This is a genomic window from Sphingobium sp. TomTYG74 (genome assembly GCF_055393875.1).
The window spans coordinates 35,333-60,531 of sequence record NZ_AP027343.1 but is presented as its reverse complement, the minus strand read 5'-3'; the positions used below and the strand labels follow the sequence as shown (position 1 = coordinate 60,531).

Below are 25,199 nucleotides of genomic sequence, written 5' to 3'. Positions count from 1 at the left end.
GTCCGCTCCCTACATGCCGGATAATTCCGGCTCGAAATGGATTTCAGTGACGCGGAACTTGCCGTCGACCTTCTTGCATTGGACAACGACGTCGACCAGCATGTGCAGAAGGTCGAGAATGTCCGCTCGCGATAGGTCGCGACCACCTTCCGATTCTTTGACCAGCAATGACAATTGCTGAAACGCCAGTGCGGCCGAGTCCGCGTGAACTGTCGTGATTGAGCCGGGATGGCCGCTGTTCACGTTCCGAAGATAGAAAAAGGCCGTCCCGTCGCGCAGCTCCTGCAGCAAGATACGATCAGGCCGCATCCGCAATGCCGCTTCCAGCAGATGCTTCGCCCCAACCTGCGCCTGTCCCTGGCCGTCCTTGGAGTAAAGCAGATGCACCGCGTTGCGATGGGGAACGATCAGCTCGCGCGTGTCCTCGATCGTCAGCAACCGCTCTTCATCTGGAATGAGCTTAATCAACGCCTTCGATAGCGTCGTCTTGCCCGATCCCGTCGCGCCGGAGATCATGATATTCTTGCGCGACTTTACCGCCAATTCCAGAAACTCGGGCCAGTCACCCTTTGTCTTGAGGGCAACCAATTCCGCGTCGGCGGCCGAGCTGCGTCCGCGTGCGATCTTGGTTTCAGCGAACAAGCCGCCCGCGTGCAGCTCGTCCAGTCCGAACGTCTTGGTCGAAGGCTTACGGATCGTGATGGAATACAAGCCCAGGTCGCAGGCCGGGGGCGCGACAATCTGCACACGTTCACCCGTGGGAAGGCTAGTCGAGCAAATTGGCGTTGTCTGCCCGACCTTTTGCTTTGTGTAGTTCGCCATCGATCTAGCCAGCGTTTCGAGCCACTCGATCGACAGCTTTTCGTCGTTGACCCACTCCCAACCGCTCCGCCCTTCCACGCCAATCTCAAAAGGCTTGTTGATGACGACTTCGGTAACGGCGTCGGCATCGAGCAGAGCGCGAAGCGGTTGCAGATGGTGGACCAAGATTGCCTGATCGAACATCAGCGGCGCAGCCTCAGTGAATAGACCTTGCTGAAATCCACGTCGCGAGCGACCATGATCGTCATTTCCTTGCCTTGCGCGGCGCGAAGGCGCGGTCTGATCCGTGCGGCATCCTGCACTGCGACACCCGCTGCCTGGTTCGGCGTATTGAAGACCTGATCGGCCCCCGACACTTCATTGCTGATCGCATCGCCGGCATCGCCAACGATCGACAGCAGCAAGGCCGCGCCGAACCTTTGCCAGAAGAAGTTATCGACCTTGCCGCCCATGCCAGCGCGGCCGAGCTGATCGGCCGCAGGCGAACCGAGGCTGACCGAAACGCCCGACGGCGTGATGGCCCGATTCCACAGAACGAAGATCCGGTTCTGGCCTCTGGAAAAGCCGCCCTGATACTCGCCCAGCACGCGCGTTCCCTTTTCCATCAGGATCACGCTGCCGTTCATCGACCATATGTCTTGCGGGACGAGGCAGCTCGCTAGGCCCGGCTGAGTGGAGTCCATCGCAGTTTGCAACACGCATGGAATCTGCATCCCTGCCGTGATGAGGAAATTACGGTTGGACAGCCGACCAGCATCGACCCGCTCAATGTCCATGCCGTTCAACTGGCGCGCGAGATTGTTCGGCTCTTTTGCGGTAGGCCCGCCTTCGCCGCCTTCCTCGGCATTGCCGCCGACCCGAAGGTTGCTGAACGGCCCATTGTTGCCGGTTACGGCCCCGAGCGGTCCAGCGCCGGCACTCACCGCCATGATCGGCGCGCGGCGCATAGCATCTTGTCGCGCCTGTTCCCTCGCGATTGCGGCCATGCGCTCCTGGCGCATCTTCTCAAGCCGTTCCGCCGTAGGATCGGCGGCGGGTTGTCCTTGACCCGGAGCGGGAACGGTTACGCCGCCCGTCGACAGGTCCTGCCCATCCATGATCGGATTGCCAAAGGGGTCCACACCGACTTGCTTCGCAGCCTTATCGCTGCGCACCACGACCGCAGCGGCTTCCCGGGCCGACTTCTCGGCCGACGCGTCGTCATCAAGGCGGAACGTACTATCCGAAGGCGTTTTGTTGGCCTTCTCGGATTGCGTTGCCATGGAATAGACCATGAAGCCGACGAACGCCGCGCCGACCGCAGCGGCGCCCATTGCGCCTTTCCCCATCGACTGCAGGCGACCGCGGGGATTGAATGCCTTGCGATCGAAGTCGGGGGTTGTGCTGTTGGCATCCTTGAGAGCGTCGTCGGAAACCTCGCTGTCATCGTAGGTCAGGCGACTTTTCGCTTCACCGAAGTTCAGGGTCTTCTTGTCGTCGCCATCATCGGCGTTGTTCTGAGTATCGCTCATTTCGACTGGCTCCCCTCCACGCTGCGTTCAACCTCTGGCGAGGCGGTCCCAGATGAATTGTCAGGTCCGTAGCGGTCGTAGGCATCGTTCCAGATGCAGCTCAGCGAGTTGCCGCGTCGCAGGCGGAACTCGCGTGCGACCTGATGCACCACGAGAAATTCGCCGCGAACGTCATAGGGAACGACCGCTTCCGAACCGTCTGGCAAGACGGTGAAGATCGCCGGAAGCTGCTGGTTTCGAGGAAACCGCATGATGGTGAACTGGCCGTTGTCGGAAATCTCCGAGGGCGCGAGATCGGACGAACCGGCAATCTGGTAGGCAAGATTGCGCCTGCCCTGGACCGCAGCGGCCTCCAACGCCACTTTGACGCCGCCCGCTTCAACCATGAGCATTTGCAACTGGATCTGCTGCACCTTCGCTTGCTGCGCCGCTGCCGCTTCCTCTGCCGGGTAGCGGAAGCGCACCACGAATTGAGCGTCCGTCCCCGGTGCGATTGCACCGCTGCGCGCCGAGAGTGCAAATGTGTAGGTGCGGACCATGCCGCCCCGGCGCGTGACGACAATCAGATTGGTGGCTGGCGCGCGCTCGCGCGGCTTGATGAACAGAATGTTCTCAGCCGGCGCGACTTCCCAACTCACCGTGTCGCCCAGGGCGACGCTCGAAATCGTCTCACCTACGCCGAATACGATTTGAGACGCCGCGCGGAACACGCCGTTGACCCGGACAACCTCATCCGCATCATAGTTGATGTAGCGAATGCGGCTGTCCTGATTGCCAGCGCGAGGGATTTCCTCTGCGAATACCGGACTTCCGGCCATGATGGCGGCGAGAGCGCCGCCGACTAGAAAGCTGCGAACCCCGATCATGACGCAATCTCCGGGTCTGCGCGGTAGCTGATGACCTGAAAACCAAGCGGGTTGTTGAGCCGCCCCGCTTCAGTCGTCGGCTTGTCCACGTATTTGAAATTGATGGTCGCGACCCAATGGCTCAGCTCGTCGGGCGCGTTGCCAGGCCTCATCACGGACTTGGTGAAGCGCACTTGCGCAACGCGGTCATTGATGAAGGTAATGCCCCTGACAGCCGCCGAGATTACCTCGCCGTTCTGGTAGTTCACGATCGGGCTGTTCGGATTGGTCGCCCGCCGCTGGCCGGCGAACTTCTCCTGCTCTTGCGGGATCGAGAGCGCGTAGACGCGGGCTTGCGTCTCACGCGCCGAGACTTCGGCCCAGCCCTCGCGATTGCGAACATATTCCGAGAGGAAGAACTTGTTCACCGCCTCGTCGGCCGTGATGTTCCGCGTGTTGGTAAGCCGCGTCACCACATCGATGCCGCCTGTCTGGCGATCGACGCGGATAACATACGGTTCCACCGACCGCAGCGGCATGGCGACATGCCACGCCAGCATGGCGAGCCCGAAGGCAACGCCGCTGGCGCCGACGATATAGGCCAACCGCTTTTGCTTGTTGGCCTCGCTCACCCGATCGAAATCCCAGCCTTTTGCATCCGAGAAATACTTGTCGAGGTCGCTCTTCATTTTGACTCCGAGGCTCATGGTCAGCAGCTCCTAAACGCGGTTTGCGGGGAGATCGGATCGCGCCCCATTGAGAGCGGCCGACCAACCGGCGCAGGCGGGCCATTGCGCGGCGCTGGCGGTGGAGCCGTCAGATCGGGGACCGGCACGGCTTCCGGTGCCGGTTCGGCATCCTTGCTGAACACCATCACCTCAGCACCACCGCCCTCGCGCGGCGCTGGCGCTGCGCTCACATCGGCTTGCGAGAAGATCGAGCCGTATGGATTGGCATTCCGCGCGCTTCCGCGACTGCAATGCTTGGGAGGATTCCCGCCCTCCGACGTGGTGGCACAGGCCGCCAAAGCGCAGCTTGCCACCCCAACGAAGAGAATCCTTCCCCATCGGCGCGCGGACGGCGCGCCGTGATGACACTTCACCATGAGCTTTCCTCCTATCGATTGCCCGGTCTGGACGATGCACCGGGCATCGAAGTTCGACCGGAAGATGCTTGAGCTTGTGCGGCAAAACTGGCGCGGGCCGCCGTCTGACGATCGAGGCTTCGACCGGCAGCGTTGCCGATCGCGCCCGCTGCCCGGCGAGGGGCGCCCAGCGACGAGTTCATGATTCTGCGTTGCAGCGTCGCCGGGTAGATCGCGGACAGGAAGCCCGCGCCCGAAGATCCACCGCCACCGGCAAACGAACCAATCGACTGCGCTTGCATGATGATGAAGCCGCCGACGAGGACCGCCACGAGTTGCAGCATCATCGCGGCCAGGGCCGTCCACGTATCGCCGCCGTCGCCGGCCCCGACAGAATTGGGAATGGCGTTGACCAGCGCGACGACGAACAGAAGCGCGATCGCCACGGCCGCCGTTTGGATGGCGTAATTCAGCACCGCGCCGAGCCAGCTAAAAAACAGACCTGACGAGGACGGGAAGATGAGCGCGCCGACGAAAATCGGCATCGTCGCAATCGTCACGAACAGGCCGAACTTGATGAAAAGCACGATCGTCATAGCGATCGCCGCGATGATGTAGGCGAGCAGCATGATGAGAATGACCATCAGGCCCGTGGCAAGGTTCGGGATCGTGACAGGGAAAAAGGTGCTGGCCTCTACCCAAGGCTCCATCGAATTATGGATCGTTAGCGCCGGCTCGACGGCATTCTTTACGAATGCGTCGAAAGATGCCGACAGAGCGCCGCCGCCAAGGGCAGAAGCGAGCTGATCGGGCGCAGCCTGCGCCGTCGCGGCAATGTCGGCCGCGATGGACGACGTTGCCGCCAGAATGACGAGATAGCATTTCAGCCAAGTGCCGAGGTAATTGCCGAACGGTTCGTTCGACACGCCGCGCATGACGGCGAAGCCCACGATTACCAGATTGATCGCCATGGCCGTTTGTAGCGGCGCGGAAACGAGGCCCACGACAGCGGCGTACTTACCGGCAAGAGTCCCGGTAATCTGGCCTTCTAGCATGGTGTAGATTGCATCGAGCATGGATCACCTACTTCCCGTTCCAGGTCGGCCAGATCGCACCGGATTTCAGGTTCTTCTCTGTCCTGGCCCGGTCGCGCTCGAACTGCTCGCGAGCGGTCTGCTGGATCGCGACAGCGGCATTCCCGCAGTTGCCGCCCGCGTCACCGTTGCTCTGGCAGCGAGCGGCCTTCTCGCGCGCCTCGGTCAAATGCTTCTTGTAGTATTCGACGGACTTGGCTTCCTCACCGCAGCCGGCAAGCGGAAGCGCCGCACACATCAACATCATGAGACACTTCCGCATCGCCTGCCCTCCTTACTGGCCGCTCCAAGTGGGCCAGAGAGACCCGTCTTCGATGTTCTGCTGGGTGCGCCGCTGGGAAGCCGCGAAGTCGGACGAGGACCGAAGCGCGGCCGCGCCGCGTGCGGCTTCCTGCGCCGCCTGCATCTGCAGGAGGCGGTTCGTTACCTGCGCGTTCTCGATTGCAGCACGCGCCGCAATGTCCTGCGACTGGCGCATGGTCGTTGAAGCCGAGAGGCCGCTGTTGAGCTGCTTCAGGCCCTTGCCGGTCGCTTCGGTCGCTTCCAGCATATATTCGCCGTAGGCTTGATCGCGCGCGCCGGCTGTCGCCGCTCGGTTGAGAATGCCTTGCGCGTCACCGAAACCGGAATCGATGCCCGCAAGCGAGAAGTCGGAACCGCTCATGAGCGACTCTGCCCGGTTCCCGATCGCGCCCAGCTCGCGGAGATCGCCGGAGATCAGCGAAAGGGATTCCTGCATCCCCGAGGGCAGGGCCTCGCTCAGTATCTCGTTGTTCAGCAAATCGCTGACGCTGTTGATTTGCGTCACGCTGTTGAGAGAGGCGTAAAGCTGCTTGGCCTCTTGAAGCTGCTGCAACGTGTTGCGAGCGGTCTGCAGAGCCTGCGCGACCGACTTCACATCGACCACGGCCAATTGCGCGTGCGCCGTCCCGGCCATTCCGAACGTGGCGGCCGCAAGGAGCGCCGCCCTGATAATCTGCTTTCTCATATCAGTTACTCCATTCCCTACGCCCTGCAGAGCGCCACTGGCGCTTGAACTCGGGCAGCCAATGTTGGGGATCATCCCCGAACTCTGCGCGCAGCTTGTCGAGCAACGCGACAGTTCCTTGCCGGCCCGAAAGGACCGCCAATTCGTCGTCCATGCCGTTCAGGTCCAATTCGACCACCACGGAATCATGGCCCTGTTTGATGAGGAAGCGCCGACTTTCCGGCGACAGGTCGACCTTGATAAGCCGGAACTCGGCTTCAGTGAGGTTCAGCCCATCGATGTAGTCGCGCGCCTGCGCATTGGGGTTCGGGAGAAGGATTTTCGTCGGGCATTGCTCGATGATGGTTTCGGCAATGTCGGAGCGAAGCGCGTCCGCCGGCGACTGCGTGCCGAACATCATGATCGCATTGCGCTTACGGTAGGTTTTCAAGCCGTCCCGCGCGAACTGGCGGAACGCAGGATCGCCCAGCGCCTTCCAGAACTCGTCAATGTCGATGATGACCGGCCCTCCGTCCACGATGTCATCGAGCCGGTGGAAGAGGTAGGACATGAGCGGCGGGCGGATCGCATCGTTCTCGAGGAAGTCCGTCATGTCGAAGCCCATCAAGCGGGCATCGAGGCGCAGCGTGTCGTCCTCGTTGTCGAAAACCCACCCAAACTCGCCAGTTCGCGTCCATCGATCCAAGCGCGCACCCACGCCCGTTTCACTCGTCTGATCCAGTTGCGAGCGGACCGCCGCAAGGGACCGCAATGGCTTTGGCAAGCGGAAGACGGCTTCAAGCGCCTGGCTCACCTGATACAGCTCTTGCGGCGACAGCTCACCGCTCTCGGGAGCGACGAGCTGGCGAAGCCACGACTTCAGGAAATCCCGGTTTCTCGGGTTATCGTCCAGCGCCTTTAACGGCGCGAAGCCCGATGGCTGGCCGTTGCGCAGAGCGAGATACGTGCCGCCCGCAGCTCGAACAAAGATTTCCGCACCGCGGTCCTTGTCGATGAAGGCCATGCGTGCGCCCAGCTTTTCAGCCTGCGAAAGAAAGAAATTCTGGATGACAGTTTTACCGCCGCCAGAAGGGCCGAGGATCAGCGTATGACCCACATCGCCATAGTGGAAATTGAAGTAGTAGGGCGAATTGGCAGTCGTCTTGAGCAGCGCGACCGCCTTGCCCCAATGGTTGCCCTCCGCCTGACCTACAGGATACGTGTGGATCGGCGCCAGCGCGCCGAAATTCCGCGACGTGAGGGCCGCAGGCCGCGTTCGCCATGCGAAGTTGCCCGGCAGCATCGACCAGTAGGCCGCCTCTAGCGCGAGATCTTCACGGGCAGCGACGATACCGCTTTCCGACAGCGCTGCACGCGCGACGCTCATATTCTCCGCAAGGATCTTAGGCGTCTCGCCAAAGACCGACAGCGCTAGGTGATGTTCGCCCAGGACGAAGCGGTTCGACTGCAGATCGTCCATCGCCTCTCTAAGCTGATCCTGCTGGCTAAAAGCCACATCGTCGGTGGCGCTGAGCTGTGCGCGCTTCCGCCGTGCCGTTTCCATGCCCATTTGCTTGCCGAGGAAGGCGAAGCCCTGACCAAGCACGAACTCGAACTTGGAATCTAGCAGCGCATTGAGCTGGCCCGGGAACGTGCGCGCAGCGTGTTCGCGCACCGCAAGGACGCCACCGAAGCGGGAGCCACCCGGCTCCCTGACCTCGAACAGCTCCTGCCCGAAGATGACCCGATCCGAGTAGATCGCGCGGCCGAGGTGCCCGCGCACCAGCGGAACACGGCGCTTATCGGCCGTCATGATCCGTTGCATCAATTCCATCGGCTCGCTGAACTGCAGCCCGTTGAACTCGTAGATGCCGAGCATCCGGGGGCCGACGCGAGCCATGAGCTTTTTCACGTCGCGCAGAATGTCGCTGAAGGTTTCGAGAATGTCTTCTTCGGCCTCGGCGGCCGACGATTTGGAGAACATCGAGAACACCGACGAGGCCGCCTTGTCAGCCACACCGACCGCAGGCCGGTAGATCACCGTCAGGTAAAGCTCATTCACGAACAGGCGCTTTGCCAGAATGCGGCTCCTGTAGGCCGCATCGAGATCGCGGGCGAAAGCGGAGGTAAACTCGCCGTCCGGATAGCCCCTCTCGATACGCCGCACGGTATGCACCATGACCGCGACACGCTCATGTGCGATCGTGCGCCAAGCCGTATTCAGTTTTTCGTGCCAATCGTTGATGGTCGCGATGTCGGCCGTCTCGAAAGACATGCCCTCAAGCGCGAAAACGGCCATATATTCGCCATTGTCGAGCGCAACGACATGCTCGTTTACATGGCGCGCGAAGGGCAGATATTGCGAAGCGTCGCGCTCCTGCTTGATAGCTGGCTTGCGGTTAAACACGGCTGAATCCTTTCCGCTTTACGCCAGCCACCGGGAGCGGCGAATAGCTGGAACCGCCCCAAATCATCTTGTTCGGTGCCGGAGCCTTGGTGCGCCCGAACAGGAAGATGATTTTGAACATGTTGTAGTCAGTGCGGACGATGAGCCTGGCCGCACCCAGCAAGCCGCCGCCGATCGCCAGCGCCCATATCGGGTTGCCAACGACCATCAGGACGAACACCGAGGCCATGCCGATCGCAAGCGTCGCCTCTACCGGCACGCCGAACCAGAGCGTCGGCCGCGTCAGGGCAAGGAACAACGGATCTTCGGTAAGATACTCTGGCTCCGACACTCAAAACCTCTCTTTGCCGCTAGGCGGCCTTCTACGTGAGCAATGCGGTGATCGACCCCGCGCACAGCACGACAGCCAGACCAGCGGCCCACAGCGCCAAAGTCTGCCTGTCGCCGTGCCCGGCCATGAAGAAATAGCCGATGATGACGAGCGCGAGCGTTCCGAACGCCGCGCCCGCCGCCACCATTTTCCCGGTTATCTCGCTGGCTTTTGCCGAGGCGGAGGCGACTTGCGTCGCCCCCGGCACGGACCATGCCGCTGCGACCAGCGCGGCGATTATTGGGAGACCCCGGCGCATTTACGTCCCGGAGATCGTATCGACGACCCAACCCGCGCCGAAGACGATGAAGCATCCGACGATGATCGAGCCGAGCAGGCCCTTGTTGCCTGCGCCAAAGAAGAACATGAATCCGGCGATGACGAGCGCGATGGCGGCAAGGCCCTTCGCGATCGGGCCGGTCAGAAGGCCCAAGATGGCGTCGACCATGGACTCGACTTCGGTCTGGTTGGCCGCCTGCGCCCATGCAGGGACAGGGATCAGGGCCAGGGCGGTGCCGGCGAACGCAAAGCTATGCGTCCACCGATCCTTTACGTAACGAGTGAGTTTCATCAGAAAAAACCTCCGCTTAGCAAGATTACTGCTCCGACGACGAAAGTAAGGAACGTGATTAGCGTCCCTCGCCCCGTCATGATGAGAAAGCCCAGCCAAACAACACCGAGCCCTATTGCCGGGGCCACCAACGCCGTCAGTTCATCAAGAACCGCATCCGCAATGGACCCCACGTCCGCATGAGCGGGCGTGACTGCCAGGCCGAGCGCAAGCACGACCGACAATTTCGTGATTAGTTTGTTTGCGCGCATCACAGTCCGCCCGCTGCTGTCGGAACGGACTGGCGCTGGCGCCATGCGGCTTGCGCGAAAACGTCCCAGGAGGGGGGAGCCGGTTCGGCCATTGTCACGCCGCCCATCCCTATTTCCGCTGACGCGAGCGTGGCCGTCGCCTGATAGGCGCCGCCTCGCTCAACATCATCAGCCGGAGCCACGGCGGCAACCGTCCAAGGCGCGCCCTCTGTGCTATATGGAGGCACGACGGGAGCGCCCTGGCCGTTTGCGAATGCAATGTGCCAGTGGTTCGAATGGTTACGATCGCCGGGGCCGAGCAGCTCGATTATCTGGACGCCACTGGCGGCCAGCACCGCACGGATTTGAGCGCGGTTGATGGCGCTCATTCCGCCATTCGGCACGAAGTCGACGGCTTGCCCGTATTTGTGAAAGCTGTTCTGAGCGCCATAGCGGGCGTTCATCGGGCGCAGCGTGTCGGTGATCCGTCCGCCAAAGGCTGACACCAAAATGCCGCCGACCTGATCGGCCGTGGCAATAGCACCCGAGCTGCGGGCAACCAGAGGCCGCACGGGCGCACCGCCGTAAGCGGCGGCAAAGACCTTGCCGACGTAGCCATTCATCATGCCGCGCGAGCGCGACCCGGTATTATACTCGCTCAGCGCCGCGCGCAGCGGATCGGTGTGACCGGCTATCCGCGCCCTGCTATAGTTGTCTGCCAACAGGCGCGCTCCGGCGCGCAGATTGGTGCAGGGATCGAAGACCGTTTCCGGGGTGACGCCGAGCCGTGCAAAGTTCGAGCTGTTGATCTGCATCAAGCCAGCATCGAAATTCGCGCCCTTGCGCATCAGACTGCGCGCCGTGGCGATTGCATCGGCTGCATTGCCCGGCTGACGCAGGAGCGAGCCACCCGAATTGACCCCTATCCGATAGGGGTCGCGCTCGGTTTCAACTTGGATAATCGCAGTCATTGTCGCGGGTGCGACATTTGGCGCGCAAGAGTTGAGCAAAGCCGCCAAAACCGTAGTACTCAAAGGCATTGAGTGCCCCTTTCGTTGAGTCCGGTTATCAGCGGTAATACAAAACCGACACGTCAGCAACACGCATTCGCAATAAGGATTCGCGAACGCGACGAACCGTTTATCGCCTTTTGCGCGGAACCCGGCCCGGATCGCTCTTGCTGGAAATGGCGTCTATGGCTTAGCGTTAGCCACAATTTTGGACCGAATTCCTGTTCGGCATTCAGACAACTGAGAGCGGATCGCCTTGCCGAAAAATGTGCTTTTCCTCGCCGAAACGAACCAATCTCCCTCCATTTTGGAGCAAAGGGCGGCTTGCGAGGCTGATGGCGATTTCATCGTAGATGCCGGGCAAGTCAGTTTCGTGGATCTACCGCGTAAACTGGCAAAGGAAGGTCATGAGTTGATGCGGGGGGACAGGATCAAAATCTACGATTTTACTTGCCTGCCGCTTAACACGATGACCTTGGTTCGCATGATGGTGAAGGTTCTCAATCGCGGAATCGCCATAGAGTTCTGCGCGCCCAAGATAGTCATCGAGCCCGACCAAGGGGCTGAAATGTTCCGCCTCGTTGCGGCCCTCGACAACCACTGGCGCCGCGTTCACGGCATGAAAACCCATTCGAGCGATTCAAAGCCTGGCCGGAAGCCACGGCTTACCGATGACCAGTTACCTGACATTCGCCAGATGCTCGATATGAGGGGCGCGACGGTTGCAAGCGTGGCGAAATCGCTGGGGGTTGGCCGAACGACGCTGTTTGATTTCTTGCAACGGCATAGGGATGCGCCGGCTCTGCAATCATGAATCCGCTAGAAGCGCCGCTAACGAAACACCAAGAGAAAGCGATAGTCCGACAAGCTCCCGCAAAGTAACTTCACGGGATTGCCCGCGCAGGATCGAAGTCAATCTCTCTTCGGCGATCCCGCTTTTGATCGCGAGATCTGGCTGCGACATCCCGCGTACTTTAGTCATTTCGCTAACCTGCTTAACCAGATTGCCGTAAATATCGGCATTCTGGTTAACCCTGTCTTGCATAGTCATTATCTGGCCTCTGCCGTGTCAGGAGCTTACTAACGTAAGCAGCAGCAAACCCCTGTCCAGATAATAATAGTCATTAGCAGGAGCAGTTATCCTTTACTCAGCGCTGAGCAGGTCGAGCACCGAGCAGCCCAAGCCATCGGCTAGGTTCTCCAGAATCTCAAGGGTGGGATTCGCCTTCCCGTGCTCGATATACGATAAGTGGGATGCAGCGATGCCGCTTCGGGCGGAGAGCTCCGCTTGGGAAATTTTGAGCTTCGTCCGCCTTGAACGGCAATTTTCCCCCAGCTTCTTTGCGAGCTTTGAGGCCGCTTCATCAAGTTTTAGATACTGCGGCATTATGCGATCCCGTATGCCTTATAATTGATTAACTCCAAAATGGAGACATAGGCGAAGGCGTCGCGCTTGGCGACACCGGGAGCGATTGGCTGCCGAACGTTTTTTGTCGATGGGCCATTCAGGTATCCTCGTTGCATCAGCGAGATTAGCCTAACAGGCGCAGTTGGTCTCTCATGGAAAATCCGGAAGTGAACCCTAACTTCCGAAGTTTAAAAGCCGTATTTCTCCCGGCGTAGCCGGAAGGCATTTTCGCCGCCTTCCATGATTTGTTTGATCGCTTCCCGTGCCGCCGGTACGTCGATCGCCCCGACGCCCTTGATCGTGCCACGGGATTGATCGCCCGTCGTTCGATATCCAAACCACGCCACCAGCTCCGCGTCGCCGTTCACAACAAGGTTGGCGTTGTGGCTGGCAAAGACGATTTGACGAAGTCGCTTCGCATCCCAGATTTGATTTACGATTTCAAGCATGACCGGGTTGTCGAGATCTTCTTCGGGTTGGTCGATGATGAGCGGCGGCCCTGGCTGGTTAAGCAGCGTTTTCAGAAGCGCCGTCGCTTGCTGGCCGGCGGAGGCGTTCTTGAAGGGAATATACTCCCCTTCCCGCGACCGGAATTCATAGACCGGCACCGAGGCGATCGGTGTCAGCGACAGCACCAGCCAGTTTTCCGGCGTGAAGTGCTGCGCGATCCTGTCAATGTCGCCGGCGCTCAGTCCGAGGCCCAGCAAGGCGACCCCGCCCGGCCTTGTGCCGGGAGGACCGCGTTCGGCATCATAGTCCGCCAAGCCTTCCAATTCCGCCAGCGCCGCCATCCAAGATGCTTTCGGATCCGCTGCGCCTGCGATTCCCTCGCCCAGCGCATCGAGCTTCGCCGACTGAACGCGCGAGCCCTGCAGCGCCGCGCGCAGCGTGCCAACGAAGGCGCCGGGATCCGCGTAACGCTTAACGCCCACGCGGATCAGGCCGCCCGAGCGGGTTGTAAGCTCGGCACATTCGCGGTCCACCAGATCATCATGCTCGGCCTGTGCGCCCAGCCATTCATCGCGCGCGGTCGTGTAGTTCTCGTCTGCGGTCGCCAGCGTCGCCAGCATCTCGCGCACCCTTGTCGTTTCATCGGCCAGCTCGGCAACACGCGCCTCCAGAGTTCGGAGCTGTTGCAACTTCTCGGTATGCGATGATGACCGCTCCATCGCTGCGCTATATTCATCCTGAAAGGCGGTATGCCCCGCGTCCCACGCATCCCAAAGGCCAGCGGCCCCCTCCCCTCCTTCGATCACGCCCGCCGCCGCGGCCATTTCGTCGAGCGAGATCAGCGCGGCCTGCAGCATCGCATCGTATTGGGCGCGGGCCTGATCGAGCGTTTCCTTCATGGCGGCGGGCTCTGCCGGCACGGGCTGCATGGCGGCGCGCTGGCCCTGGACTAGCTGGCGCAGTTCACGGGCCTTTTGGCTGATCGTGCCAGCCCCCACTTTCCACGACGCCACGAGGGAGCTGGCGGCATTGTAATGCTGGCCCTGCTCAAGAAGCGCGCGATCGGGATCCGAGAGCCCCGAGAGTGACGCGCGGATAGTATTCGCCTGCTCTGTGATCGAGCGTTCTTCCAGGACCCGGTTATGCAGCGTCCGCGACAAATCGCGGAAACGCTGGCGCGTGGCATAGGCCTCCCGAATTCGGTTCGCGCGATCGTCAGCTTTCCGCTGCAGCCGGTCGAGATCGCCCTTGATCGGCGCGGTGATGAAGCGGGTCAGCTCCTCGATGCGGACGCTCACGTCACTCAGTTGTTTCTGGCTGTAGGCCTGTATTGGAAGAAGCGCTCTCACCTCTTCTTCGGTACAGGGCTGCAGCGCTGCGGTGCCAATTTTCATCAGGACGCTGCCGTCGGCACTTGCCCGCCGAACGAGATGGGGAACCCCGTTGAGGACATAAGTCACGTCGACAGTGGCACCGTGCGGCTTCAACGTGCCGTCGATCAGCCGCAGGCGGCGGGCCTGATAGTTCGGCGTTTCTTCCTCGTCGCCGCTTGGCGGCTGATCGCATAGCGCCCAGCGGATATATTCCAGCACTGTGGACTTGCCGGTGCCACGACCGCCGATGAGTGAGCTGTATTGCGGGTTGAAGTCGAGATCGAGCGGCCCGAGAAAGGTGGAATTGCTAACGCTGACGTCGGCAATGTAGGTTTCCGGCACATGGGGCAAGTCATGCGCGACGCGGGATTCCTGCGCGAGACATGCCTGCCGGAGAGCTTCCGCGGTCGGCGTCGCCCATTTCAGCCAAGTCGAGGGCACGCCGAGCGTGGTGTGATCGTCGCGGCGCGTGTCCGAGGTCTGGATGCAGGCGATCCGCTTATGGCCCCATGCGCGATCAATGCCGGCCAGCTTGTTTTTCGTCCCCTGCCGCAAATTGGCAAACGGCCCATCGCTGTACCCTCCGACGCAAGGCATCTCGATATACTTATCGGTCTGGCCGGCGCGCAGGAGGGAATGTTGCCCCTCGTCGGTGACGTTCGGCAGTATGATGTAACGGCCGCGCAGATATTCGTGCGCGTCGAGCTTCGCCTTCAAATCCGAAAAAGTCGTGATGGTTCCGAGACGCACAACGTCCCGGACCTTCGGCTGAGCCGCATCGTTTTGTGTAATCGCTAGCGCATTTATCACTAGCGAAAACATATCATTGGGAAAGTCAGCATCGAAGATGATGATAGCTTGGCACGGAACGCCGAGCGTCAACTCCATGCCGGGGAATACGATGAGCTTATTTGCAGGATCGAGCGCCGCGCCGTCTTCCGCCAGCTCTTCTTCCGCTGCCCTGCGGATGAAGGGCAGAAACGTCATGCAGTGATGATCGGTGATGGCAACGGCCTGAAGGCCCTTCTCTCGGCAGGCTGCGACAAACCGCCGACCGTAGGCAAGCCGCTCTTCGTCTGTGACAGCATCCGGTCCCGCCCAGCGGAGATCGCGCGGGGTGTGAACCTGAAAATCGCTACGGTAAAAATGTGCGCCCTTGTCCAAAGTCATGCCCCCTATATCAGCTCGGCCGACCGCGCTTTTCAAACCAAGTTTGACAGAACTTCAGGAAATGACGTGCAGGATGTTTGGGGGCAATTTCGTTCTCACCGAGCCAGCTGCGCCATTCTCGTTCGAGATAGTGGATGTCCCATCCAGGGGCGACATTGCGAGCATCGCCGTAAATGTCGGAATCTAGTGGACCCGTCCACGGCTCCGACGCCGAAGCCAAGGCGGCGGCTTTCATTGTTCCCCGGTTGGAGAACATCACCATGTCCGCCACTGAGTCGAATGAAACCAGGTAGTCGGGAAGATGATCGCTTTCGACCAGTTCCCGCACAGCGCGACGGAACTCCTTGTCCGATGATTTCGAACCCGATTTCTTATGGAGGATTTCGAGGGACACCTTCCAGGATGCCTGCTGCCCGCAGTGCTTGCGGGCCAGTTCGTATATCCGGCGCTCGATCGGCCTGCGTAGTCGAAAATAATCCCGGTGCAGCGTTAGCACCTCATTGTGACGGATGGCGTTGAACACCCAATCCGATAATTTGATTTCGCAATAGAGCAAACGTCCATCCAGGCCGTGACTACGCCGGATCGAGGAGGCGTCGATCAGTCCAAAGCCCTCAATCTGTTCCTCGTCGCCCGTGACGATATTGGTCCGAATACGGGTCCCTTCGAGGCGATCCAACGCCTCAATCAACGCCTTGTAGTCTTTCCCGGAAGTTCCGCGATTAGTAAATACGAGCAATTCGCGGCTGCTGATCCGCACACGCTGGGAAACTTGCTCACCCAATTTCAATTTCGCCATAATCTGCGAAATGCAATATATCAAAATATCTTTGTCATAGATCGTGGCAAGCCCCTTGATGCTAGGAGTGACCTCAAGCCAGTTACCATTATGCTCATAGCGCCGCACGCTAGTCTCAGGCTTCTTTGACAGAGAGTAAAACGGATGCTCTAGTTGCGGCATCACATCTTTAAGTACCGCGTCCCCCACATCACAAATGAAGAGGTCGTGCTGGGGATGCCGTTCGGGCACCAAAGCCGGGTGCTTCTCAGGCACTAAGGCTACTTGCGGATTCGGGGTATCGGCCACCATAAGCGGTTATTCGGGGTATCACCCACCGATGTCAATAGTTCGGGGTATCACCCACCAATAGATAGATTCGGGGTTTTACCCACCAGAGCCTTAGATTCGGGGTATCACCCACCGCTTTATTGTGTTTCGGGGTATCGCCCACCCGCCTTGCACATTCGGGGTATCGCCCACCACAGTTCGGGGTTTTACCCACTTGTCTTCGGGGTATCGCCCACCGGAGGACTAATTTAATCTTTGAATAACAAAGGGATAAGCCCGTTTTTCCGGCGCTTAACACAGAATCATAACCAATATTAACACATACGCGCGCGAGGCCATCCTGTGGATAACTTCCAACGTCGCACCTGGAGATGAAAGAAAGCGCCGCCTCTTGGGGGCTCCGCCCCCGCCGGCTCCTCGCTTCGCTCGCCCGGTCATGCTTCGCATGACCTCCCACCCGGCATCCCCCTAAAAGACGGCCTTCGGCCGAAGCTTTTGCTTTTTTAGGGATGAGACCGAAATGGCAGCTACCCAAACAAACCACATCTAAGGCCGCACCGTTGGACGCAGCGGCTACGCCGCTGCGAATGCTCCCCAGGGGGCGCAAGCGGCTTTGGCAGCGCTCAATTCATGACCTATGTCCTCGCTGATGGCTAAATCATGGGATCGAGACGGAAGATTAGCCATTCCAACAGGCTTTAGGACCAAGTGATAGGCGATGATAATCGTCGATCGCGGTGCGGGACATGCGGCACGATATGATTTGGGCCGCGAAAAAATGGTTGCCGCCTTTGTCTTATAATATATTCTCGGACTATGAGCCTCAGTGTTACCGCCGCTGCAAAAGAAGCTGTGAGGCGTCTGAATGGGACGTGGCACGGTTCCTATGGGAAAGCGTGTTGCCCCGCTCATGAGGACAGTTCTCCATCACTCTCGATCACACCTGGCCGCGCTGCCGTCTTGTTTCATTGCTTTGCCGGTTGCGGTCAATCCGAGATCATTGCCGCCCTGGCCGCAAATGGAGGCTACGTCCGCCCGACTGAACGCGATACTGCGCCGCCAGAGCGGCGCGACCTTGGCCCGCTGGCGCGCGACCTTTGGAGCAAGGCGCGCGCACTCGCCGGCACGCCCGCTCAGCGATACCTAGAGCGCCGCCGCATCGGTCATTCCACCATCGGCCGCTATGACCCGGCAGCAATGACCTACGAGGGCGGCAAGCGGCTCCGCCTCCCCGCCCTGCTCCTGCCCATCATCGAGCGCCGGCAGCTCGTCGCGCTTGCCCGCGTTTTCGTGGACGAGGACGGCAACAAGCACCCGCAGCTTGTCGACCCCAAGCGCACCCTGGCCGATCCGCGCGGCGGCGCCGTGCAGATCGGAGCCATCGAGGGCGACCATCTCAATCTGGCCGAAGGCTTCGAGGAAGCGGAATCGGTCATTGCCAAATTCGGATTGCCTGGCTGTTGGTCCGTAAATGGCAGCGAGCTTTATGCCCGCATTCATATCCCCGATCATATCCGTTCGATCACGGTCTATTCGCAGCACGGGCAGGCTGCGAGGGCCGGGCTCGAGAAGGCCGAACACCATCTGAGAGACGGCGGCCGCGCCCTGCAGGTCGAGCTACCGCCGCGCGGAGGCGACTGGAACGATGCTTGGCGGGCCGAGCAATGACCCGTCTCGCCATTTTTGCAGTTGGCGGCGTGATACTCGCCGCCCTGTTTGGCGAGGCACACCCCGATTTCATCGCCAATCCACCGAAGAGCGCGCGCGAAGCGTGCTACCAGCTCGCCAACCAATCGGATTGCCGCGCGGCGCTCGCCCTGAACGATCTTCGCCGAAACCGCTTGCCGAAGGCGGCGCCTGCGCTGCCCGATCCGCGCCGCACACCTGGCGCCTATGATCCGACGATTACCCAAGACATTATCGCTACGACCATCTGCAATCCCAAATTTGTCGCAGCCCGCAAGCCGCCATCGTCATGGACGGCGGCGGCAACGCGCCGCATCGCCGCGGCCCAATTGCCGGACCTAGATCCTGACTCTCTAGTGCTGGACCAGCTCGTGCCGATCTCCCTTGGCGGCGCCCCGAAGGACTACCGCAACCTGTGGTTGCAGTCCTGGGCGGGCCAAGAAAATGCAGAGAAGAAGGACGGCCTAGAAACCCTGCTAAATCGCATGGTTTGCAGCGGCCAGCTATCGCTGGCCACCGCTCAAGAGGCCGTCGCCGTGAACTGGCTCGACACGTACCGGCGCGCGGCGACGATGCAAAACCTCACACGCTATAAATTGCCCCAACAATGGGGCGCGAAACCTCAAGAAATTCAGCTCGATTTTGTGCCCGAGCCGCAAGGCGAAAGCGGTGCAATCGTGTTGGATGCTCAGATCGAGCCGGAAAGTCAGCCCTACGAGGTGCCGGCGATTCCGGTCGATGGTCGCAATTTTCAACCGATGGAGTGAACGGGATGCCACGCAATATCGCAGAATTTCGCCTGATCGGACAGGTTGGCGGGATCGATCAAAAAGAAAAGGTCACATTCGTCAACATTGCTTCAAATTATAACCGGCAAGTTGATGGTGAATGGCAGGAGGAAACGCTTTGGAATCGCGTTACTTGCTTTGCAAAGTGTGCGGAGTACGCATCGAATGTCGGTAAAGGCGATATGGTTCATGTGACGGGGCGTGTAAAACAGTCTCAATATGAACGCGATGGATCAACGATCTACGGCACAGACCTTATTGCAGACAGCTTTTCGGTGCTTTCGCGGGTATCTTCCGGCGATTGATTTGAGTTTCTATGAGCGTGGGCCTGGTCTGAGTGGAAAATGGGTGCCTGTGCGGCCTTCGGCACGGCTCTATCTCCGCTCCACTCCGACCGAACCCGCAAGCGGTTTCGTCCCGTTCGGGTGACGATCCTCGCATGAGAAAGTCGAGAGGATCCGCAAAGCGGATTTTCGCGGCTTTTCCCGTAGCCGCCCGGCGATCGGCCGCGCGATCGAGATCGAGGCGGCAGCGCCGCCATGTCTTTCGATAGATTTCGGGGCCTGTTCCGGCCCCCCGGCGCAAGGGCTGGACCGTCTCGGCCGCTGCGCGACCTCGCTTGGCGATCATGGGGGTTTCCCCGCCCTTCCTCCGCTGCGCTCCGTGCAGGACGGGCGATCCCCCTCCCCCATGATCGGCCCTCACTGCGCCATTCCCCGACCCACTTCGCCAGCGGGCAGAAGTCGATGGACGCCATCGCCTTCGGCTCCAGTTTAGGAAGGGAAAAGCACATGCCACGGAACACCGCTAAGGCTCGCAAGACCACCGCTCCGCGCATCGACGTTTACGAGGAAGTCACCAACCAGATTGTTGCGCTGCTAGAGGCAGGCACCCGCCCTTGGTCGCCCCGCTGGGCATCCGGCGCGGCATCGCTTCCCCTTCGCCATGAGGGAACGGCCTATCGCGGCATCAATATCCTGCTGTTGTGGTCCGCAGCCATGGCGCACGGCTACACCAACCCGCATTGGATGACCTACCGGCAGGCGCACGAACTGGGCGGACAGGTCAGGAAGGGCGAGAAGGGCAATCTTGTCGTTCATGCCGGAACCTTCACCCCGAAGGACGGCGAGACGGGCGAGCCAATCACCGACAGCGAGGGTAAGGAAACGAGCCGCGCCTATCTGAAACGCTATGTCGTGTTCAACGTCGAGCAGATCGACGGTTTGGACATGAGCAAATTCCCTGCCCCGTTTGTCGAGATCAAGAACCGCGACGAGCGCGACCCCGAGCTTGATGCGGCCTTTACCCGCTACCCGGTCCCCTATCGTGAGGGTGGCAACAGCGCCTATTATCACCCCGTCGTGGACAGCATCGCCATGCCTGCCTTTGGCGACTTTGTGAGCGGCAACGCCTTCTATGCGACCCTCGCGCATGAGGCCATCCACTCCACCGGCCACACGTCGCGGCTCAATCGCGAAACGCTCTACGAATACGGCAAGAGCAAGGAAATTCGCGCTGCCGAGGAGCTGATTGCAGAGATCGGGGCGGCCATGCTTTGCGCTCAGCTTGGCATGGAGCCGACCGAGCGCGAGGATCATGCGGCCTATCTGGCGTCATGGTTGACCGCCCTTCGCAATGACAAGCGCGCGATCTTCCGCGCCGCGACCGCCGCACAGGCAGGAAGCGAATTGATCCTGTCCCACATGGCAGCGCCCGGAATGTCTCGCGCCGCCTGATCCGGCGAGGGCGGCCACCAGCGCCGCCCCGTCCCTGCCATTTCGAAGGACTAACCCATGCCCAAGACACTCCCCAAGGTCGAAATTAGCTGGCGCGATGAGAATTACGGTTCCGTCTGCGCCGTCGCGGCCTTCCGCAACTATGCTGGCAACGTCGATTGGAGCGAGCGCACCCACCAGCGTTTTAGAGGATGCCTGAAGCGCGCCGGTTTCGAGCTTCACTATGGCCGATGCAGCTACATCGCCACTCGCGGCACCGGCGAGGAACGCCAACGGGCTATTTGCGAGGAACTGGACCGCGCCGGTTTTCAGATCGAGCGGGGCGACGTTCGCACGCCCGAGCCGCAGCCATGACCGACGCCCCGCCCGTTCAGAGCCTCACCGCCTTTGCGAAGGCGTGGGGCTTGGTAACAATGGCCGAGGCGCGCGGCCATATTCATGCGGGCTTGCGCTGCGCACCGCCTACCAAGAGATTCCGCCGATGGTACGAGGCCGAGACGCGCCGCTTACTGGCCGAGGCTGATCAGACCGCGCGCGCCTATGGCGCGGCAATTGAGGCGGGCCGCACCGCCGCGCGCCACGCTTGAGCAGATCGCGGAGGGCCACCCTGATCTTGCATCGACCCACGCGGCCCGCCGCGTCATCGAAAAGCGGCGTACGCGCCGCAATGCAGAGAGGATGGATCATGACGCCAATGCGCAATCTTGACCGAGACACCCGCCGCGCGCGCCTGCTAGCTGCACAAACCCGCCCCGTGGGCGGAATCAATCGCAAAGGCATCCTGCGCGGCCATTGGGACGGCGGCAATGTCGTTCGCCAGTTCCGCGACGGCGCTGGCGAGGCGCGGGGCCTGGCCCCGTACTCGACACTGCCCAAGGTCGAGGACTGATGAAATTTCGGGCGCGGACCTGTCGGCCCGCGCCCTGCCTCTTTCGAGAAAGATCCATTATGGCTGTAACCATGATTGCCGCAGGGCTTATGTTCGCCTGCACCCCGACCCTAGTTGCAGATGGGGACGGGCCGGTTTGGTGTGCGGAAGGCCCGCGTATTCGTCTCTCAGGCATCGCCGCGCGTGAGCGCGACAATAGCTGTAGGCCCGGCCATCCTTGCCCGAGAGCATCCGCACAAGCCGCCATGGACGCCCTTGTCGCCATCTTAGGTGGATCTCGCGGGAGAACGCGCTTTCCCGGCGCACGCTACGACCATGTTCGCGTCAGCGCGCCGACAATGCATTGCCTTTCCGCTGGCAATGCAAAGGGGAGCCGCACCGCCGCGTTCTGTCAGATGGCGGACCGGCGCATTCTCAATTGCGCCATGCTCGCAACTGGCACCGTGGCGCGATGGGATCGCTACTGGCGGCGTGATATTGTCTGCCCGTCCCCACAAAGACGATAAACCGATGTTCCCATTTCGTTCCTCGGTGCGTTAGAAGGGGGCGAAAGGGAATCATCATGTTGCTGCCACCGATGCAGCCGGTCCCGCTCGCCGAGGTGCCAGAGGGGCTAATTCCCTTTATCATCGGAGCAGCGGGAGCCGGCTTTCCGTCCCCAAGCCAGGATTGGCAGGAGGACTCCATTTGCCTGATCGAGCTTCTACGGCTCGACAGGGCCGCCAGCTTTGTCTTCCGCATCAGCGGCACCAGCATGATCGACGCTGGAATCTACGACAACGATGTTGTCGTGGTGGACCGCGACACGCGGGCTGTTGAGGGGCATATCGTCATCGCCATTGTGGATGGCGGCTTTGTCTGCCGTCAGCTCACGCGTCGCCAGGGCGGGACATTTCTTGAGGCTCGCAACGCCCGCCAGCACTATGACCCTACTCCCGCCGAGGGCGTGGAAATATGGGGCGTCGTGCGAACGAGTGTCCGTGATTTTCGACGCTAGGCCTCGCAGATGACCCATGGAATTGTCGATGTCGCCAACTTCTATGTCTCTGCCGAGAGGCTTTTTGACCCGTCTTTGCGCGGCGTTCCCGTCATCGTCCTATCGAACAATGACGGTTGCGCGGTTGCGCGCAGCGAGGAAGCGAAGGCCCTGCATGTCCGCATGGGCGAGCCCGTTTTCAAAATCCGGGATCGGATCAAACGGCATGGCATCCAGCTCCGATCGAGCAATTACGAGCTCTATGCCGACCTCAATCGGCGGTTCAACGCCGTCATTGCCGAGCATAGCGATACAATTGAGATCTACTCGATAGACGAGAGTTTCTACCGCGCCCCCACCTTACCGAACGGCCTTGGCGACGTGGAAGCCGCGCACACGTTGCGAGAGGATATATTACGGCAAGTTGGCCTGCCGACCCGGATCGGCCTTGGCCCGACGCGCACTTTGTCGAAAGTCGCCAATGCGCTCGCCAAGGCCACCGAAAAGGTTTGGGGCGGCGTGGTGGATCTCCACGACACTGAGCTACGCCGGCGATTGTTCGAGCGATGGCCGGTCGGGGAGGTGTGGGGAATAGGAAGCGCGCTCGAGGCGCGGCTTCGACCTCTTGGCATCCGAACAACCGCCGACCTGGCGGCGATGCCGCCAGCGGTCGCGCGCGATGTGGGAACGGTTGTGCTTGAGCGGCTTGTGCGCGAGCTGGGCGGCATCGAATGCGCGGACTTCAAGGTTGAGCCCGACGCGCTGAAGGCAACTGCCGTCACTCGCCAATTCGGAGAGCCGGTCAAAACGCTCGACGAGCTGCGCGAGGCGATGGCGCGGCGCGCAGCGCGCGCGGCCGAGAAGATCCGCGCCCAGGGCCTCGTTGCGAGCCGACTGATCGCCTTTGCCCATGGCTCACGCTATCGGCCGAACCCGCCTTCCGCTTCGCGATCGGCGCGGTTGTCGCCGCCGACCAACGATCCGCGCGTAATCTTGCGGATCGTCGGCCAGATGACGGAGGCCATGTTTCAACCGGGGGGCGTCTATACGAAATGTGGCGTTCTGCTGGAAGATTTGACCCCGCAGGGCCAAGGCCAAGCCGACCTGTTCGCTACGGTCGACCCTCGTGCCCCGGCGCTGCTGGCCGCCATGGATGGCCTCAATAGTCGGTTCGGCCGCAACACCATCACGCTCGCGGTCCAAGGCCACGGCGCCAAGGCTTTCGACACTAAGCGCAGCCAGAAAAGTCCGGCTTGGACGACACGGATCAACGAAATTCCAGTCGCGCGCTAGAACCAAAGCGCTGAAAGAGTAGCGCCGTTAATTGCGATTGAGGCCCATTTGGCGACTTTGCAGCTTATCCTTCCAGCGACATTCCAATTCGATTAGATCGGCCATAGTGGCGGAGGTGCCGACGGTCTCCAAGATCGACACCTGATAATCGCTCGGATCGCGGCTTTTCAGCGCGACATTCCCTCCATGCCCCGATGCGAAATACTCGCGCCAGCGGCCAAGAAAGCCCTCTCCGCTGGACGCCATACCGACATACTGTTCCCTCGTTCGCGGGCACGTAAGGAGGTAAATTCCGCGCGTCGCGCGCAGAGCCTCCGCCCAATGGGCCGGCATTGTCTCAATATCAGAAAGATTCAGGATCAATGCCGCGAAGCCGGGGAACGGATCTTCGCGAAAGGTCCGGCGAAGCTCGACAACCGGCTTTGGAACGCGATCGCCACGCTGAATCCACGCGCGATAGCCCTTGCCCCAATCGATCCAGAGGCGGCCCGCATATTCGGCCAGCTCGGGCAGCAGCGCTAGCCGATATTGGTTGCAGCTTCCTGCCGGTTCCACTCCTCCGGTGACAGGATGCGGCCGATCTTCGGCTAGCGGCCCGATCAGCTCTGCAGAGTACAGACCGACGAACAGGGTTTCCTTCCCAGGAACACCGACGAAGGATGCCCAATAGGGTGCGCGTAGGTCCGGGGCGTCGCCTACCCCTTGGGTTTCCTGATACGCCTCAAAGCGGCTCCTATGGTCCCGCCAGAGGGCATATGGCGTCGGGAACCCCGGATGCCTGTTATCTTGGTGTCGCAGAAGCCGAACCGAGCTTCGGCTAATACCCGCTAGGTCCAGAAGATTGCCAAATGTGAGCATCAGGCCTCAGCTCCCGCGTCGTCCGCGACGACCGGGGCAGCGTCATGCGGCAGCGGGCCGAATAGCGTTTCTAGCATAGCGTCCATCGTGTCGATCCGCCGAAAATGCTTGGCCGGCACCTTGCTATGATTGACCCGAAGCGGCCGATCGCCGCCTTCACGGCGGCCGATACGCTTCGGACTCGCGAAGCCCGACAGGTCAGGAAGCGGTTCGCCGGGTGCCCCTCCGAACCACCAGAACGGCCCAAGATCTAGATCGAGCGTCACGCAAATCCAGATAACGCAGCCGCTGGGTTTGTCTGCGAGGGCTCGCCCCACTGAGACCGGCGCTGGCTTACTACGGATGCCAGTCTTGAACTGGATATGGCGAACGACAGGCCCTCGCCCCATGACCAGGTCGTAACCATGCGCGTCGAACTCAGATCGCAAGACTTCCACGTCGGTTATTCCGCGCCGCCATAGCGTGCGGAGGGCTTCACCAACGAAGACATGCTCAACGATGCGCTCCCGCAACGTCGAATGATGCGAATGCATGTCAATGCTCGCCATGAGTTTACTTCCCCCTTCAACGCCCATCGATCGCGCCTACGTCC

At 60.8% G+C, this 25,199-nt stretch carries 30 protein-coding genes; 10 read left to right on the top strand and 20 right to left on the bottom strand.

Annotated features, from left to right (window positions below; all coding sequences use genetic code 11):
- Window positions 1–9 precede the first annotated feature (9 nt).
- The 14 genes from virB11 to ACZ5TB_RS17815 all read right to left on the bottom strand — a co-directional run bounded on the left by virB11 (window position 10) and on the right by ACZ5TB_RS17815 (window position 10,941).
- Complete coding sequence (virB11, locus tag ACZ5TB_RS17880) at window positions 10–1,005, bottom strand: P-type DNA transfer ATPase VirB11 (RefSeq protein ID WP_464793313.1); 996 nt, start codon at window positions 1,003–1,005, stop codon at window positions 10–12.
- Window positions 1,005–2,333 carry a type IV secretion system protein VirB10 gene (gene virB10, locus ACZ5TB_RS17875; RefSeq protein WP_464793312.1) on the bottom strand — a complete coding sequence of 443 codons (1,329 nt, stop codon included), beginning with the start codon at window positions 2,331–2,333 and terminating at the stop codon, window positions 1,005–1,007. The genes virB11 and virB10 overlap by 1 nt, the downstream gene beginning before the upstream one ends.
- On the bottom strand, window positions 2,330–3,199 hold the full coding sequence (gene virB9, locus ACZ5TB_RS17870; protein WP_464793311.1) for a P-type conjugative transfer protein VirB9: 870 nt from the start codon (window positions 3,197–3,199) through the stop codon (window positions 2,330–2,332). The genes virB10 and virB9 overlap by 4 nt, the downstream gene beginning before the upstream one ends.
- The gene (locus ACZ5TB_RS17865; protein ID WP_464793310.1) at window positions 3,196–3,867 is read right to left on the bottom strand and encodes a VirB8 family type IV secretion system protein; all 672 of its coding nucleotides are present in this window, start codon (window positions 3,865–3,867) and stop codon (window positions 3,196–3,198) included. The genes virB9 and ACZ5TB_RS17865 overlap by 4 nt, the downstream gene beginning before the upstream one ends.
- Window positions 3,868–3,887: 20 nt before the next feature.
- The gene (locus ACZ5TB_RS17860; RefSeq protein WP_464793309.1) at window positions 3,888–4,097 is read right to left on the bottom strand and encodes a hypothetical protein; all 210 of its coding nucleotides are present in this window, start codon (window positions 4,095–4,097) and stop codon (window positions 3,888–3,890) included.
- A gap of 197 nt (window positions 4,098–4,294) precedes the next feature.
- Window positions 4,295–5,338, bottom strand: a complete 1,044-nt coding sequence (locus ACZ5TB_RS17855) for a type IV secretion system protein (RefSeq protein ID WP_464793308.1) — start codon at window positions 5,336–5,338, stop codon at window positions 4,295–4,297.
- Between the two features lie 7 nt (window positions 5,339–5,345).
- The gene (locus ACZ5TB_RS17850) at window positions 5,346–5,618 is read right to left on the bottom strand and encodes an EexN family lipoprotein (RefSeq protein ID WP_464793307.1); all 273 of its coding nucleotides are present in this window, start codon (window positions 5,616–5,618) and stop codon (window positions 5,346–5,348) included.
- Window positions 5,619–5,630: 12 nt separating this feature from the next.
- Window positions 5,631–6,293 carry a type IV secretion system protein gene (locus ACZ5TB_RS17845; protein WP_464793306.1) on the bottom strand — a complete coding sequence of 221 codons (663 nt, stop codon included), beginning with the start codon at window positions 6,291–6,293 and terminating at the stop codon, window positions 5,631–5,633.
- Window positions 6,294–6,345: 52 nt separating this feature from the next.
- Window positions 6,346–8,730 carry a VirB4 family type IV secretion/conjugal transfer ATPase gene (locus ACZ5TB_RS17840; protein WP_464793305.1) on the bottom strand — a complete coding sequence of 795 codons (2,385 nt, stop codon included), beginning with the start codon at window positions 8,728–8,730 and terminating at the stop codon, window positions 6,346–6,348.
- The gene (locus tag ACZ5TB_RS17835) at window positions 8,723–9,061 is read right to left on the bottom strand and encodes a VirB3 family type IV secretion system protein (protein ID WP_464793304.1); all 339 of its coding nucleotides are present in this window, start codon (window positions 9,059–9,061) and stop codon (window positions 8,723–8,725) included. The genes ACZ5TB_RS17840 and ACZ5TB_RS17835 overlap by 8 nt, the downstream gene beginning before the upstream one ends.
- A 31-nt stretch (window positions 9,062–9,092) precedes the next feature.
- The gene (locus ACZ5TB_RS17830; protein WP_464793303.1) at window positions 9,093–9,359 is read right to left on the bottom strand and encodes a hypothetical protein; all 267 of its coding nucleotides are present in this window, start codon (window positions 9,357–9,359) and stop codon (window positions 9,093–9,095) included.
- A complete protein-coding gene (locus ACZ5TB_RS17825; RefSeq protein ID WP_464793302.1) occupies window positions 9,360–9,671 on the bottom strand; it encodes a TrbC/VirB2 family type IV secretion system protein in 312 nt (103 codons plus the stop codon). It lies immediately after the preceding gene.
- The gene (locus tag ACZ5TB_RS17820; protein ID WP_464793301.1) at window positions 9,671–9,922 is read right to left on the bottom strand and encodes a TrbC/VirB2 family protein; all 252 of its coding nucleotides are present in this window, start codon (window positions 9,920–9,922) and stop codon (window positions 9,671–9,673) included. Before ACZ5TB_RS17820 ends, ACZ5TB_RS17825 begins: the two co-directional genes overlap by 1 nt.
- Window positions 9,922–10,941: a transglycosylase SLT domain-containing protein gene (locus tag ACZ5TB_RS17815; protein ID WP_464793300.1), complete on the bottom strand. Its 1,020-nt coding sequence runs from the start codon at window positions 10,939–10,941 to the stop codon at window positions 9,922–9,924. The genes ACZ5TB_RS17820 and ACZ5TB_RS17815 overlap by 1 nt, the downstream gene beginning before the upstream one ends.
- Before the next feature lie 226 nt (window positions 10,942–11,167).
- Here ACZ5TB_RS17815 and ACZ5TB_RS17810 point away from each other — a divergent pair, with 226 nt between their 5' ends.
- Window positions 11,168–11,725, top strand: a complete 558-nt coding sequence (locus ACZ5TB_RS17810; RefSeq protein WP_464793299.1) for a helix-turn-helix domain-containing protein — start codon at window positions 11,168–11,170, stop codon at window positions 11,723–11,725.
- On the opposite strand, the gene ACZ5TB_RS17805 is transcribed toward ACZ5TB_RS17810, so the two are convergent.
- The 4 genes from ACZ5TB_RS17805 to ACZ5TB_RS17790 form a co-directional block, all read right to left on the bottom strand.
- On the bottom strand, window positions 11,720–11,962 hold the full coding sequence (locus ACZ5TB_RS17805; RefSeq protein ID WP_464793298.1) for an XRE family transcriptional regulator: 243 nt from the start codon (window positions 11,960–11,962) through the stop codon (window positions 11,720–11,722). The genes ACZ5TB_RS17810 and ACZ5TB_RS17805 overlap by 6 nt on opposite strands.
- Window positions 11,963–12,055: 93 nt before the next feature.
- Window positions 12,056–12,298: a helix-turn-helix domain-containing protein gene (locus ACZ5TB_RS17800; RefSeq protein WP_464793297.1), complete on the bottom strand. Its 243-nt coding sequence runs from the start codon at window positions 12,296–12,298 to the stop codon at window positions 12,056–12,058.
- A 209-nt stretch (window positions 12,299–12,507) separates the two neighbouring features.
- Complete coding sequence (locus ACZ5TB_RS17795; RefSeq protein ID WP_464793335.1) at window positions 12,508–15,306, bottom strand: TrlF family AAA-like ATPase; 2,799 nt, start codon at window positions 15,304–15,306, stop codon at window positions 12,508–12,510.
- Between the two features lie 16 nt (window positions 15,307–15,322).
- The gene (locus ACZ5TB_RS17790) at window positions 15,323–16,402 is read right to left on the bottom strand and encodes a replication initiator protein A (RefSeq protein WP_464793296.1); all 1,080 of its coding nucleotides are present in this window, start codon (window positions 16,400–16,402) and stop codon (window positions 15,323–15,325) included.
- A gap of 939 nt (window positions 16,403–17,341) precedes the next feature.
- On the opposite strand from ACZ5TB_RS17790, the gene ACZ5TB_RS17785 reads away from it, so the two are divergent.
- The 9 genes from ACZ5TB_RS17785 (at window position 17,342) to ACZ5TB_RS17745 (ending at window position 23,749) form a co-directional block, all read left to right on the top strand.
- Window positions 17,342–18,049 carry a DUF7146 domain-containing protein gene (locus tag ACZ5TB_RS17785; protein ID WP_464793295.1) on the top strand — a complete coding sequence of 236 codons (708 nt, stop codon included), beginning with the start codon at window positions 17,342–17,344 and terminating at the stop codon, window positions 18,047–18,049.
- Window positions 18,046–18,834 carry a hypothetical protein gene (locus ACZ5TB_RS17780; RefSeq protein WP_464793294.1) on the top strand — a complete coding sequence of 263 codons (789 nt, stop codon included), beginning with the start codon at window positions 18,046–18,048 and terminating at the stop codon, window positions 18,832–18,834. Before ACZ5TB_RS17785 ends, ACZ5TB_RS17780 begins: the two co-directional genes overlap by 4 nt.
- Window positions 18,835–18,839: 5 nt before the next feature.
- Window positions 18,840–19,160 carry a single-stranded DNA-binding protein gene (locus tag ACZ5TB_RS17775; protein ID WP_464793293.1) on the top strand — a complete coding sequence of 107 codons (321 nt, stop codon included), beginning with the start codon at window positions 18,840–18,842 and terminating at the stop codon, window positions 19,158–19,160.
- Window positions 19,161–19,646: 486 nt separating this feature from the next.
- The gene (locus ACZ5TB_RS17770; RefSeq protein WP_464793292.1) at window positions 19,647–20,591 is read left to right on the top strand and encodes an ArdC family protein; all 945 of its coding nucleotides are present in this window, start codon (window positions 19,647–19,649) and stop codon (window positions 20,589–20,591) included.
- A gap of 57 nt (window positions 20,592–20,648) precedes the next feature.
- Complete coding sequence (locus tag ACZ5TB_RS17765; RefSeq protein WP_464793291.1) at window positions 20,649–20,945, top strand: hypothetical protein; 297 nt, start codon at window positions 20,649–20,651, stop codon at window positions 20,943–20,945.
- A complete protein-coding gene (locus ACZ5TB_RS17760; protein ID WP_464793290.1) occupies window positions 20,942–21,178 on the top strand; it encodes a hypothetical protein in 237 nt (78 codons plus the stop codon). The genes ACZ5TB_RS17765 and ACZ5TB_RS17760 overlap by 4 nt, the downstream gene beginning before the upstream one ends.
- 107 nt (window positions 21,179–21,285) lie before the next feature.
- The gene (locus tag ACZ5TB_RS17755) at window positions 21,286–21,480 is read left to right on the top strand and encodes a hypothetical protein (protein ID WP_464793289.1); all 195 of its coding nucleotides are present in this window, start codon (window positions 21,286–21,288) and stop codon (window positions 21,478–21,480) included.
- Between the two features lie 562 nt (window positions 21,481–22,042).
- Complete coding sequence (locus tag ACZ5TB_RS17750) at window positions 22,043–22,477, top strand: LexA family protein (protein WP_464793288.1); 435 nt, start codon at window positions 22,043–22,045, stop codon at window positions 22,475–22,477.
- Between the two features lie 9 nt (window positions 22,478–22,486).
- Complete coding sequence (locus ACZ5TB_RS17745) at window positions 22,487–23,749, top strand: Y-family DNA polymerase (RefSeq protein ID WP_464793287.1); 1,263 nt, start codon at window positions 22,487–22,489, stop codon at window positions 23,747–23,749.
- Window positions 23,750–23,776: 27 nt separating this feature from the next.
- Here the strand turns inward: ACZ5TB_RS17745 and ACZ5TB_RS17740 are convergent, their stop codons facing one another.
- Together ACZ5TB_RS17740 and ACZ5TB_RS17735 are read right to left on the bottom strand one after the other, a co-directional pair.
- Window positions 23,777–24,304 carry a GIY-YIG nuclease family protein gene (locus ACZ5TB_RS17740; protein WP_010409042.1) on the bottom strand — a complete coding sequence of 176 codons (528 nt, stop codon included), beginning with the start codon at window positions 24,302–24,304 and terminating at the stop codon, window positions 23,777–23,779.
- Window positions 24,305–24,606: 302 nt separating this feature from the next.
- On the bottom strand, window positions 24,607–25,155 hold the full coding sequence (locus tag ACZ5TB_RS17735) for a hypothetical protein (RefSeq protein ID WP_464793286.1): 549 nt from the start codon (window positions 25,153–25,155) through the stop codon (window positions 24,607–24,609).
- Window positions 25,156–25,199: the final 44 nt, after the last annotated feature.